Source organism: Acidobacteriota bacterium, from assembly GCA_016196035.1.
Lineage (GTDB): Bacteria > Acidobacteriota > Blastocatellia > RBC074 > RBC074 > JACPYM01.
This window is the reverse complement of the sequence record JACPYM010000020.1, coordinates 40,987-53,307: the sequence shown is the minus strand read 5'-3', so window position 1 is coordinate 53,307 and position 12,321 is coordinate 40,987. Positions and strand designations below refer to the sequence as shown.

Genomic DNA, 12,321 nt, shown 5'->3' with positions numbered 1-12,321 from the left:
GTTCATCACCCTTTCTTACCAATGCAAAACAGATTCTTCTCGCCCCGAATAAACAGCTTGCCATCCGCAATCGCAATCGAAGTCCGGCACGGCTCGCCCAATGAATTCGTGCCCAAAACTTCGTGCTTCGGCCCGGCTTTGATCACAAAGGTGTCGCCGTCGTCGCTGGTCAGCAAAAGCTTGTCTTCAAACGCCACCGGCGAAGCGCCATAAAACTTGGTCGCAATCGGCACGCGGCCACCTTCATAAACGACCTCGCCCGTCTTGGCATTCAGGCATGTCAAGATGCCCGCGTCGCTCATCAGGTAAACATAATCGCCGTACAAAATCGGCGACGGCACATAGGCCGTGCCTTTGCTGTAACGCCAAGCGATCTTTTCAGTACCATCCAGGTTGCCCGATCCTCCGAGTTTCACCGCCGTCACCACCTTGGAAGGAAACCCTGATGAAAGTATGGCCAAGCCGTGGCCGACAATCGGCGTCGCGATGGCGTGGCTTTTCAAACCGCCTGTGCGCCAGAGTTCTTTGCCGGTGGCCGGGTCATAGGAAATCAGGAATTCGTTGCCGCTGGTGATCATTTCGGTGCGGCCCGCGACGGTCACGATCACGGGTGTGAACCAACTGCCCTGAATTGGGCGGGCGACGCGCCAGATTTCTTTGCCCGTTGTTTTGTCAAGCGCGACCATAAACGAGCCTTTCGGCACGGCCAAGCTCTGATCGCAAACCAGGATCACTAAATTGTTATACAGAATGGGTGAGGTGCCTGTGCCAAAGCCAAAGGTATCAATGCCGCCGAGATTTTTTTGCCACAGCAATTTGCCGCTGAAGTCGTAACAGTAAACGCCTTCGGGGCCAAAGTAAGCAACCACGAGCTTGCCATCGGTCACCGGCGTCGCGCCCGCATACGTACTGCGCCGATGACGATGATCGAAGACCGGCCCTTCGTAGGAAGTCTTATCCCAGATGACCTTGCCACTGTCGCGGTCGAGGCAAAGCACTTTGAAGGTGTGAAGCTTGTCGGAGCCGTACCAATCCGGATGCTTGTATTCCTGTTCGCCGATCATGTGTTTGGGCGCTTTATGCTCGGCGGGGGCGGGGCCGCCTTCAATGGCGGTGGTCAAAAAGACTTTCTTTTCCCAGATAATCGGTTGCGAATAGCCCAGCCCGGGAATCGGCGTTTTCCAGAGCACGTTCTTGGTGTCGCTCCATTCCGTCGGCAGATTTTTCTCAGTTGAGATGCCTTGGCTGTCGGGGCCGCGCCACTGCGGCCAGTTGGACGTGGTGGCCGCGTTGCTGCTGGTAAGGCGCGAGGCAGAGAGTGCCAGCAGGCAGAGACAAAGTACAAAGGTGAATTTGAGCGTCAGTCGAGTCATAGGTCGGTTGCTCCTGAATGAAGAACTGGTGCGAACGGAATATGCCTGGATTATTTCGCGGCCTTTTGTTTCGCCGCACTGGCGTCAGCAATGCCGTATAGGTTGCTGACGCTACGCACAAAGATCATGCCTGCTGAAATTGCAGGTGTCGCCAGCAGTGATTCGCCCACCGGATTGGTCGCCAGCAATTCGTATTGCGGGCCGGCTTTGACAACAAATACATCGCCGTCTTCCCCGGCAAAATACAGCTTGCCATCGGCAGCAATCGGCGACGCGGTAAAGGCATTCGATTGCGCAGCGATGCGTTGCTGATACAGCCGCTCGCCCGTCTTAGCGTTGTAACAAGTCAGCACGCCATTGTTGGAGCAAGTGTATAGGTAATCGCCATAAACGATGGGCGTGGGGATGTAGGTGCCGCCGCGTTTCTTGCTCCAGGCGATGTGATCATTGGTTTCCTGGCCTTCAGCCAGCGTGATGTCGCCCGTCGCGGTCGGCCTGATGGCGTAAATTGGTTGGATGGGTGGATACCCGGCGGTCACAAACACCAGATCGTGGCCGACAACGGGCGTGCCGACGGTGACTTCGGAATTGCCGGAAAGCTCAAACAACTCTTTGCCTGTCGCCGGATCATAACCGCGAATGCGTTTGGTCGCATTCGTGACGATCATTGCGCGGCCTTTGCTTTCAAACACCGTCGGCGAACCCCACGAAGGGATTTCATCGCGTTTGGTGCGCCAGACTTCCTTGCCGGTCTTCACGTCAAAGGCGGCGATGAACGAGCCTTTTTGCTGGTCGCATTGCACAATCACTTTGCCCTGATAAATGATCGGCGAACTCGCCATGCCCCATTGATAATCGGGGTCAAAAAACCAACCCGAATCCAAGATGCCCAGGTCTTGCTTCCAAACCAGCTTGCCTTTGTAGTCGTAACAGAACAGCCCTTCGGAACCAAAGAAAGCCACGACATATTTGCCATCCGTCACCGGCGAGGGCGAGGCATGCGTGGATTTGATGTGGCGTTTGACCTTGGGCACGCCTTCGCTGGCGGTGCGTTCCCAGAGGATTTTGCCGGTCTTCTTGTCCAGGCAATAAACTTTCCAGGCGTGTTTGGAAAGGTCTTTGTCCGAATCCACATCGCCGTAAAGCCCGATGCGAAACTTGCCTTGCGGCGCGCTGCTGACAGAGGTGGCGACGAATAGCTTATCGCCCCAGACAATCGGGCTGGCGTGGGCAAGTCCGGGAATCGGCGTTTTCCAAACGACGTTGGTGTTTTTGGTCACGTCCCAACTGACCGGCGCATTTTGGCCGTCGCCATTGCCAGCGGCATTGGCGCCGCGAAAGCCCGGCCAATTTTGGGCGAACGCTGGTAACAACAAAGTAGCGTTCAGAATAACCAGAATAACAGGCGCAATTAATTTACAGCGTTTTTGCGTTACGTGTTGAGCATTAAGCCCACGCTCGTAAAGTACAGCAGGCTGCCAGCCTGCTGCGGCTCGGCCACTGATGGAGCCAAATTGACTGCGCCCTTCGCCCAAGGTACAGCAGGCTGGCAGCCTGCCGTACAGCCAAACCGAAAACGCTTTAGGCTTCATTTCGCCTCCACTTTTTTGATCGTCAATTCGCCGCCCGCGCCTTTGATGGTCAGGGCGACGACTTTTTCGCCTTCGAGTTTGAAGACCACGGTGGAAGGTTGGCCTTCCGGCTCAAAGGTATGCGCGGCCTGGGGGAGCATCGCAAAATCGAACCCGTTCGAGGTGCCGATCAATTTGCCGTCTTTGACGCGAAAACTCAGTTCGACCTGCTCGTTTTTATAGGTGCCTTCGTAACGCTTCAACTGCGCCGGTTCGACTTTGAATTCCGTCTTGGGCTGCGGTTTTGCGCCCGCGGCTTTGAGCGCCTCGGCGACTTCTTTGGCGTCGTTTTTCTCGGCCATCGTCAGCCACAGCGACAGCGATTCGGGTTTGAATCCGCCCAGCGCCAATAAGGCATTGACCGTTTTGGGCTGTCCTTGCGCCACGGCCTGCGCGGTGGCGGATTCTTTGCTCGACGGTGTTTTCGCCACCAACAGTTTGACCACTTCGGCATGATCGTGCTGGATGGCCCAAGTCAGCGGCGTGGATTTATAAAAGGTGTCTTTGATGTTCACATCCGCGCCCGCCTCGAGCAGGATTTTGACGACCTCGGCGCTGCCACGATCACAGGCAAAAAACAGCGGCGTTGCGCCATAAGGCGATTTGGCATTCACATCGGCGCCCTTGGCCAGCAACGCCTTGACGGCGGCGGCATCGCTTTTGCGGGCGGCGGCCAGTAAGTCTTCATTGAGGCTCTGCGCCCAGGCGGTGCCGGCAAAGAGCAGGGCGAAGAGCAGAAAAAGATAGCGCGAGCGTCGCATAGCGTGGCCTCCTAAAGTGAGCTTCCAATCTTGTGATTTTGTTTCCATCGCCGGATTGATTTGATGCTGTGATGGGGGACGTTTGCCTGAACGCTGAAATCCTCCAGCAGGTTTCGGGAAAGTCCGTCTTGAACTGTGTACGGCGGGACATTATAGTTTCGGTGCAATCGGGTCAAGAAGACTTAAATTCCGCGCAACCGACATCACGCAAATTCGGTCTTAGTAATTTCAAGTAACACAAATTCCAAAGAACCTTCACGGTATCCGCTTATGAAAACTTCGTTCAAGCACATCACCTGGCTGACGCTGGCACTCACGCTTTTTCTCGTTGCGACAAGCTTTGCGCAATCGCCCGCGCGCGCCAAATCAGGCAGCGATTGGGCCGATTGGCGCGGCCCGACCCGCGATGGCATTGGGCTGGAAAAGAAACTCCCTGAAAAATGGTCAACGCAGGGCGAGAACCTCTTATGGAAAGTGCCTTACGGAGGCCGTTCAGCACCGATTGTGATGAACAATCGCGTCTTCGTTTTTAACAGCGCGGGCGAAGGCGAGACCTTGCAGGAGCGCGTGATGGCGCTGGATGCCGACACGGGCAAGGTCGTCTGGGAATACAAATTCGACGTGTATTCGACCGACGTGCCGCCGCGCCGTGTGGCCTGGTCATCGCCCGTCGGCGATCCGACCACCGGCAATGTTTATGCGTTCGGCGCGTGCAATGATCTGGTGGCGCTTTCCTTCGACGGCAAATTGCTCTGGGATCGCTCGTTCACCGACGAATTCGGTTCGTGGACGACGCACGGCGGACGCACCGTGTCGCCCATTGTCGAAGGCGATCTGGTCATCGTCAGCACCGTGACGGATGGTTTCGGCGACATTCAAGCGCGGCGGCACCGCTATTACGCCTTTGACAAGCGCACGGGCGAAACGGTCTGGATCAGCACACCCGGCGAACGTCCGTATGACACAACCTATTCAACGCCCGTTGTGGCGACCGCGCCGGATGGCACGTGCATCTTGATCGCGGGCGGCGGCGACGGTTCGGTTTGTGCGATGAAAGTCGCCACGGGCGAACCCGTGTGGCGCTATCCGATGAGCAAACGCGGCGTCAATCCGGGTGCTGTCGTGAAAGACGGCATCGCCTATGTCAGCCATCAGGAAGAGAATCTGGAAGTCAGCGAGATGGGTCATCTGGCCGCGCTTGATCTTTCGGCCAAAGGGCTAATCGGCAAAGACGCGGCGGGCAAGCTGCTGAATGCGGACAAGATCAAATACGCCATCACCAATTTCCAGCTTGGCCCCGGCTCGCCCGTCATTGATGGCAACATCCTGTATGACGTGGACGCGGGCGCGAACCTGTTCGCCTTCAACCTGACCGACGGCAAAAAGCTGTGGGAACAAAACCTGGGCACGATTCAAAAGGCCTCGCCCGTGTTTGCGGATGGCAAAATTTATGTCGGCACCGAAAACGGCGCGTTTTACATCGTCAAACCCGGCCCGACCGGCGCGACGATTTTGAGCAAGGTCGAACTCGAACCCATCACCAAAGTGGAACTCACCACTGAAGCCGGTGACGAAGCCATCGCTTCAAATGAACAGATCATCGGCGGCGTAGCGATTTCACGCGGGCGCGTTTACCTGGTCTCGACCAAGCACGTCTATTGCATCGGCAAGACCAAAGCCGCTGCCTTGCCGCCCGCGCCTGAAAAAGCCGAGAACGCGCCTGCCACCGCCACCGTCGCCCACGTGCAAGTCATTCCGGCGGATTTGGTGCTGCAACCCGGCGCCACCAACAAATTCCGTGTCCGCTTGTTTGATGACAAAGGCCGCTTCATCCGCGAAGAAACCAACCCGACCTGGTCGCTCGCCGGATTGAAAGGCAATGCCACGGGCCTGCAATTCACCGCCGCCGCCAACGAAGTGATTCAAGCCGGACAACTCAAAGCGACCGTCGCAGGCGTCACCGGCGTCTCGCGCATCCGCGTGATTTCGCCCCTGCCGACCGCCGAAGATTTCTCCGGCATCGCCGTGGATCAAGCGCCCGGCACCTGGCTCAACACGGGCGGCAAATATGTCGTGCGCGAAGTGGATGGCAACAAGATTCTGGCCAAGAAAGAAAACCTGGGCATTTTCAAACGCACGCGCTCGCTCTTCGGCGCGGTGACCGAATCCAATTACACCATCGAAGCCGATGTCAGCGCCGTCGAGAAACGCCGCCAGATGGGCGACATCGGCGTCGTCGCGCAGCGTTATGAACTGGTCTTGTTCGGCAACGTGCAAAAACTGGAACTGCGCTCCTGGCAGATCGAACCGAAACGTTCGTTCAGCAAACCCTTCGCGATGAAGCCGAACACCTGGTATCGGCTGAAACTCGAAGTGCAAAACCTGCCCGGCGGCAAAACGCGCGCGCGCGGCAAAGCCTGGGCGGTCGGCGAGGCTGAGCCAGCCGACTGGATGCTGGAATGGACTGATCCCATCGGCAACCGCAAAGGCAGCGCGGGCGTTTTTACCGACAATCAGAACGAAGTCTATTTTGATAACATCAAGGTAACACCGAACAAGTAGTCGTTAATGAGCCAGAGGAGTTGAGATGCTCAACACAATACGGGCAGTCATAAAAGGAGGGCAGATTCAATTGCTCGAAAAGATTGAAATTCCCGAAGGCACGGAAGTTCTAGTAACGCCGTTGTTGGACGAATCTACCTTTTGGCTGAATGCCAGTCAGGTTGCGCTGGAAAATGTTTGGGACAATCAAGAGGATGATGTCTATGCCGAGTTACTCGCATAGTGAGATCGTGCTTGTCCGTTACCCGTTTTCCAATTTAACAGGCAGCAAGGTACGGCCTGCTGTCGTGGTCAATGCACCACACATTTCGCATGATTTATTGATAGTTCCATTAACCAGCCGTATTACCGGCTTACTGCCCACCGAATTTGTCCTGCACGATTGGCAAGGAGCAGGCTTGAATGTGGCGTCGGCAGTTAAACGAGGGATTTATACCATTGAGAAGAGTTTGATTGTAAAAACGATTGGCTCTCTCACGAGCCATGACCGCAGCACCCTCGAACAGTCGCTGCGTGACTGGCTAGGGTTACACTGAATTGTGTCGCGCTATTTTGGGTAAGGAATGAAACACCCAACCAAGGAGTTACGATGAAATCTATTTTGCTAAAAGCCTCGTTGATCTTGAGCACCTTCGCATTGCTTGGGGTCTTTCTTTCTTACACCGGTACCGGTGCGGTTGTGGCTTCTGACCCCGGCAGCGGTGACTGGCCGATGTGGGGTGGTACGCCCGACCGCAACATGGTCTCGAATATGAAAGGCCTGCCGACAACCTGGAATGTCGAGAAGAAGACCAACATCAAATGGGTCGCCGCGCTCGGTTCGCAAAGTTACGGCAACCCGGTCGTCGCGGGCGGCCAGGTTTATATTGGCACCAACAACGAAGGCCTGCGCGATCCCAAACAGGGCGGCGACCGCGGCGTGTTGATGGCCTTTGACGAAAAGACCGGCGAATTTCTCTGGCAGCAGACCAATGAAAAACTGACCGCTGGGCGCGTCAACGATTGGCCGTATCAGGGCGTCTGCTCTTCGCCGTTGATCGAAGGCGACAAGCTGTATTACGTCACCAATCGCGGCGAATTGATGTGCCTCGACACCAAAGGCTTCCGCGACGACAAGAACGACGGCGCGGTGCAGGACGAAAAATTCAAAGGCAAGTTCGACGCCGACATCCTCTGGAAGTTCGACATGATTGACGAAGTCGGCGCGCACCCGCACAACATGTCCAACTCGTCGCCGGTGAGTTGGGGCGACTTGATCATCATCAGCACCTCGAACGGCCAGGATGAAAGCCACGTCAACATCCCTTCACCCAAAGCGCCCTCGATGATCGCGATTAGCAAAAAAACCGGCAAACTGGTCTGGGAAGTCAACAACGTCTTCGACAAGATTTTGCACGGTCAATGGTCATCGGCGGCGGTCGGCAAGCTCGGCGATGTCGAACAGGTCGTGATCGGCGAAGGCGACGGTTGCGTGCGCGGCTACACGGTCGCCGATGGCAAGTTGCTCTGGTCATTCGACACCAATCCAAAAGATTCGGTCTGGCCCAAGACACGCAACGAAGTCATCGCCACGCCGGTGCTCTGGGACAACAAGGTTTACATCGCCAACGGCCAAGACCCCGAACACGGCGAAGGCGTCGGCCACCTCTATTGCATTGATCCGACCAAACGCGGTGACATCACCAAATCGGGACTGCTCTGGCAATACGACAAAATTCGCCGCACGGTCTCGACCGGCGCGATAGCCGACGGCTTGCTTTACTACTCCGATTTCAGCGGCTTCCTGCATTGCCTGGATGCCAAGACTGGCCAGGCCTATTGGACGCACGATATGTTCGCCGCGATCTGGGGTTCGCCGTTGGTCGTTGACGGCAAGGTTTATCTCGGCGACGAAGACGGCGACGTCGTCGTGATGCAGGCCGGCAAGGAAAAGAAACTGCTGACCGAAACGAACCTGGGCAGTTCGGTCTATTCCTCGCCCGTCCCGGCGAATGGCGCGCTATTCATCATGAATCGCAATCAACTGTTCTCGCTGGCAACTGGGGCGACGATGGCGAAACCGACGCCCACGCCAACGGCCAGCAAAGGGGCGAATTAGTATTCCATTCAGCGTGAACCAACACGACACACAAGCCTTGATCAAAGAGTGGGCTGGCGAAGAGGTGATCATCCGCTTCGACCAGCCCACTGGTGCCTGGATTTTCATCGCCATCCATTCCACTAAACTGGGTCCAGCCACTGGCGGCACGCGGATGCGGCACTATTCTGATTGGCAAGCTGCCTTGACCGATGTGTTGCAGCTTTCCGCCGGGATGACCAATAAATTCGCGGTCGCGGGGTTCCCGCGCGGCGGCGGCAAAGCGGTCATCGCGTTACCACCGGATTTCGACTCAACCGCGCGTGCCGATCTGTTGCGCCGCTATGGTGCGCTGATTCAACAACTCGGCGGGTTGTATTACACCGGCCCCGATGTTGGCACGACTTCTGAAGACATGGACATCATCGCCGAACATGGCGCGCCCTTCGTGCATTCCTGTTCGCAATTGAATGGCGGAGCGGGCAGTTCCGGCCCGGCCACTGCGCTGGGCGTCTTCGCGGCGATGGAGGCCACCTGCCAGCAGCTTTTCGGCACTCCCTCGCTTTTTGGACGCCGCATCATCGTGCAAGGCACGGGCAGCGTCGGCGGCACCTTACTGGGCTTGCTGGCGAGTGCCGAGGCCGAGGTTTGGTTTAGCGAGGCCGAACCGGGCACCCGTGATTATTTTCAACACGGGCTAGGCCTGCGCTGCCTTACTGAGGGAGAGGTTTATGAGACGGACTGCGATATTTTTGCGCCCTGCGCGCTAGGCGGCGTGTTGAATGAAGAGACGATCCCGCGCCTGCAATGCCGCGCCGTCGCAGGCGCGGCCAACAACCAATTGGCAACCGCCGCCGATGCTGAACGTTTGCACGCGCGCGGCATTCTGTATGCGCCCGACTTTGCCATCAACAGCGGCGGCGCCATCGCCATCACCGGCCTCGAAGCGTTGGGCTGGCCTGCTGAGCGCGCCGACAGCGAAGTGCGCCACATCGGCCAAACGCTTGCGCGCATTTACGCTTTGGCCGCGGCTGAAGACATCACGACCGAAGCGGCGGCGCGGCGTCTGGTCGCAGAAAAGTTGGCTGGTTAAGACGGCACGCTATAGTGTGCTGTGGCTCGGCGCGGCACTCCACATCAAGCGCTGTTCAAATCCTTATGCAGACTTTCGATTTTCAACCGCGCACCCGTGTCATCTTCGGCGACGGCACCTTCGCCCAACTCGGCATGCTGGCGCGCGAACTCGAATTCAAACGCGCGCTGCTCGTCGCAGATCGCGGCATTCTGTCTTGCGGTTACGTTGACGAAGCCACCCAACTGCTCAACCAAGCGGGCGTCACGGCCTTCCGTTTTCACGACTTTGGCGAGAACCCCGATACCGCAATGGTTGAAGCCGGAAGAGTTGTCGCCGCTGAACACGGCGTTGATTCCATCATCGCCCTTGGCGGCGGCAGTTCGCTCGATACCGCCAAAGGCATCAACTTCGTGCTGACCAACGGCGGCACGATGCGTGATTACTGGGGTCACGACAAAGTCTCCGGCAACCCCGCTGGCAACCTCATGCTGCCGATGATCGGGGTTCCAACTACCGCCGGCACGGGCAGCGAGGCGCAAACTTACGCGCTAATTTCGGACGCCGAAACGCACGTCAAAATGGCCTGTGGCGACGCGCAAGCCGCCTTCAAAATCACCATCCTTGACCCGCGCTTGACATTGACACAACCCACGGAACTCACGGCCACGGCTGGCTACGACGCCATCGCGCACGCGGTCGAGAGTTTTGTCACACTCAACCGCAATCCGCTCTCTGACCTCTTCGCCAAAGAAGCCTGGCGCTTGCTCGCCACCAACTACGAACGCGTGTTGGTTGAACCGCAAAACATCGAAGCGCGCGGCGCAATGCTGCTGGGCGCACATTACGCGGGCATCGCGATTGAAAATTCGATGCTCGGCGCGACGCACGCCTGCGCCAATCCGCTGACCATGCATTACGGCACCGCGCACGGCATCGCCATCGCCGTCATGCTGCCGCACGTCGTCCGCTGGAACACGGGCACCGTCGGTGAACGTTACGCCGAACTCGCGCAAGTCATTGGCCTCACATTCGCCGAACAATTAGCCGAACGGCTCGCGCAACTGGCGCATGTGGGCGGCTTGCCGAGCAGCCTCACCGCACTTGAAATTCCCCACGCTGATTTACCAACATTAGCCACAGCCGCGTCCAAACAATGGACGGGCACATTTAATCCGCGCACGTTTAGCGCGGCAGGAGCAAAGGAGCTTTACGAATGGGCATACTGAATAACGGATTGCGGATTGCGGATTGCGGATTGCGGATTTCCGTAAGCCGCAGAACCTGGCTCGCCAGCGCAATGACTGCGGCAACTTACAGCTTGCTCAATCCCGCTAATCTGCAATCCGCAATCCGCAATCCGCAATCGTCTGACGCCTGGCCCCAATTTCGCGGCAACTACAACCTAACCGGCGTCTCGCCTTCGACCATCAATGCAAATCTGAAACAGATGTGGTCGCTCAACGCGGGCGAGATCATCGAATCGTCCGCCGCCATCGCCGATGCCACCGTTTACGTCGGCACCGGGTCGAACAGTAACGCTGGCGAACTCATTGCCGTAGACCTCTGGTCGGGCAAGCCGAAGTGGAAATACAAAACCAAAGAAGCCGTCGGCGAATCCTCCCCCGCCGTCGCCAATGGCCTCGTCTTCGTAGGCGATCTGGAAGGCACCTTTCACGCCGTCAACGCCACGAACGGCCAGGGCCTGTGGACGTACAAAAGCGGTGGCGAAATCAAATGCTCACCGGTCATTGTTGGCGACAAAGTTTTGATCGGCTCTTACGACGGTTCGCTCTATTGTTTTGAAGCGCGCTCCGGCAAGACCATCTGGCAGTTCAAGACCGAGAACTATGTCCACGGCACACCCTGTATCGTGGACGGCATCGCCTACTTTGGCGGCTGCGACGAAATCTTCCACGGCATCCGCATCAGCGACGGCAAAGAAGTGACGCACCTCGCGGGCATCGGCAACACCGGCGCCTCGGTCACGATTCTCAACACGCCCGCCGGGCTGCAAGCCTTCTTCGGCAACTTCGCCAACGAAGTCCTGAGCATCAACCTCAAAACGCGCCGCCGCGTCTGGCGCTACATGCACCCGCAACGCCAGTTCCCCTTTTACTCTTCGACGGCGGTCATTGACGGCAAAGTGATCCTCGGCGGACGCGACAAAGTCGTCCACTGCCTCAACGCCGCCAACGGCAAAGAACTCTGGTCGTTCCGCACCAACGCCCGCGTCGAGTCTTCGCCTGCCATAGCCGGTGGCCGCGTTTACATCGGCTCCAACGACGGGCGCTTTTACGTGCTGGATTTGAACACCGGCGCGAAGGTCTGGGAGTTCAACGCGGGCGCAGCCGTCTCGGCTTCCCCGGCGATTGCGGGCGGGCGTGTGGTAATTGGCGCGCAGGATGGGAAGCTGTATTGCTTTGGCTAAAGCCTGCCGCATAACTGGCTCGACTTTTTTCCGCCCTTGCGTTCGAGGCCAGACTCCGCGCCATGTATCAGCAGATTCTCAACCAGATGCGCCAAGCGGTGCGCGCCAGGTGCGTGGTGCGGAATGACCTATCTTGAACCATCGGTCATCCGCGCCATTGACGAAATCCGCGCGCATCCTGAGCAACATACGCGTGCGGAGTGTCGGCCCATTGCCAAGATTGCCTAACCGCAATTGAAAACCAGCTTGGACATTTCGTGGATCAAGGATCAATCGCTGGCCGATCTGGACAACCTGCCCAACCCGGGCGAACTGGCCGAAGCGGTCATCGAAAATCTGGAAGCTGACCTGGAAGGCTTTCAGGCAATTTTGGGTGGGATTGCAGGGACGTCGGCCAGAGGATAGGAAGGCAAA

Annotated in this window: 11 protein-coding genes; 8 read left to right on the top strand and 3 right to left on the bottom strand. The window is 57.5% G+C overall.

All coding sequences use genetic code 11. From position 1 onward, the window contains the following. Positions 1–5 precede the first annotated feature (5 nt). From HY011_06430 to HY011_06420, 3 genes are all read right to left on the bottom strand, one after another. Positions 6–1,373 (bottom strand): PQQ-like beta-propeller repeat protein, encoded by a 1,368-nt coding sequence (locus HY011_06430; protein MBI3422558.1) that lies wholly within the window; start codon positions 1,371–1,373, stop codon positions 6–8. 50 nt (positions 1,374–1,423) lie between these two features. Then, complete coding sequence (locus HY011_06425; GenBank protein MBI3422557.1) at positions 1,424–2,749, bottom strand: PQQ-binding-like beta-propeller repeat protein; 1,326 nt, start codon at positions 2,747–2,749, stop codon at positions 1,424–1,426. A gap of 212 nt (positions 2,750–2,961) precedes the next feature. Then, complete coding sequence (locus HY011_06420) at positions 2,962–3,765, bottom strand: ankyrin repeat domain-containing protein (protein MBI3422556.1); 804 nt, start codon at positions 3,763–3,765, stop codon at positions 2,962–2,964. 270 nt (positions 3,766–4,035) lie between these two features. Between HY011_06420 and HY011_06415 the strand changes: the two genes are divergently transcribed. The 8 genes from HY011_06415 to HY011_06380 all read left to right on the top strand — a co-directional run bounded on the left by HY011_06415 (position 4,036) and on the right by HY011_06380 (position 12,312). Next, positions 4,036–6,327 (top strand): PQQ-like beta-propeller repeat protein, encoded by a 2,292-nt coding sequence (locus HY011_06415; GenBank protein ID MBI3422555.1) that lies wholly within the window; start codon positions 4,036–4,038, stop codon positions 6,325–6,327. 25 nt (positions 6,328–6,352) lie between these two features. Continuing rightward, positions 6,353–6,550 carry an antitoxin family protein gene (locus HY011_06410; GenBank protein ID MBI3422554.1) on the top strand — a complete coding sequence of 66 codons (198 nt, stop codon included), beginning with the start codon at positions 6,353–6,355 and terminating at the stop codon, positions 6,548–6,550. Continuing rightward, the gene (locus HY011_06405; GenBank protein MBI3422553.1) at positions 6,531–6,863 is read left to right on the top strand and encodes a type II toxin-antitoxin system PemK/MazF family toxin; all 333 of its coding nucleotides are present in this window, start codon (positions 6,531–6,533) and stop codon (positions 6,861–6,863) included. Before HY011_06410 ends, HY011_06405 begins: the two co-directional genes overlap by 20 nt. A 53-nt stretch (positions 6,864–6,916) precedes the next feature. Beyond that, positions 6,917–8,425: a PQQ-binding-like beta-propeller repeat protein gene (locus tag HY011_06400; GenBank protein ID MBI3422552.1), complete on the top strand. Its 1,509-nt coding sequence runs from the start codon at positions 6,917–6,919 to the stop codon at positions 8,423–8,425. Between the two features lie 13 nt (positions 8,426–8,438). Next, positions 8,439–9,497 (top strand): Glu/Leu/Phe/Val dehydrogenase, encoded by a 1,059-nt coding sequence (locus HY011_06395; GenBank protein MBI3422551.1) that lies wholly within the window; start codon positions 8,439–8,441, stop codon positions 9,495–9,497. Positions 9,498–9,562: 65 nt separating this feature from the next. Further along, positions 9,563–10,705, top strand: a complete 1,143-nt coding sequence (locus tag HY011_06390) for an iron-containing alcohol dehydrogenase (protein ID MBI3422550.1) — start codon at positions 9,563–9,565, stop codon at positions 10,703–10,705. Then, on the top strand, positions 10,693–11,907 hold the full coding sequence (locus tag HY011_06385) for a PQQ-binding-like beta-propeller repeat protein (protein ID MBI3422549.1): 1,215 nt from the start codon (positions 10,693–10,695) through the stop codon (positions 11,905–11,907). Before HY011_06390 ends, HY011_06385 begins: the two co-directional genes overlap by 13 nt. A gap of 234 nt (positions 11,908–12,141) precedes the next feature. After that, the gene (locus HY011_06380; GenBank protein MBI3422548.1) at positions 12,142–12,312 is read left to right on the top strand and encodes a hypothetical protein; all 171 of its coding nucleotides are present in this window, start codon (positions 12,142–12,144) and stop codon (positions 12,310–12,312) included. The last annotated feature ends 9 nt before the right edge of the window (positions 12,313–12,321 follow it).

Bases quoted from the DNA above. Each gene is read 5' to 3' on its own strand.
- HY011_06430 (MBI3422558.1), bottom strand. From the start codon at position 1,373: ATGACTCGACTGACGCTCAAATTCACCTTTGTACTTTGTCTCTGCCTG.
- HY011_06420 (MBI3422556.1), bottom strand. From the start codon at position 3,765: ATGCGACGCTCGCGCTATCTTTTTCTGCTCTTCGCCCTGCTCTTTGCC.
- HY011_06415 (MBI3422555.1), top strand. From the start codon at position 4,036: ATGAAAACTTCGTTCAAGCACATCACCTGGCTGACGCTGGCACTCACG.
- HY011_06410 (MBI3422554.1), top strand. From the start codon at position 6,353: ATGCTCAACACAATACGGGCAGTCATAAAAGGAGGGCAGATTCAATTG.
- HY011_06405 (MBI3422553.1), top strand. From the start codon at position 6,531: ATGCCGAGTTACTCGCATAGTGAGATCGTGCTTGTCCGTTACCCGTTT.
- HY011_06400 (MBI3422552.1), top strand. From the start codon at position 6,917: ATGAAATCTATTTTGCTAAAAGCCTCGTTGATCTTGAGCACCTTCGCA.
- HY011_06390 (MBI3422550.1), top strand. From the start codon at position 9,563: ATGCAGACTTTCGATTTTCAACCGCGCACCCGTGTCATCTTCGGCGAC.
- HY011_06385 (MBI3422549.1), top strand. From the start codon at position 10,693: ATGGGCATACTGAATAACGGATTGCGGATTGCGGATTGCGGATTGCGG.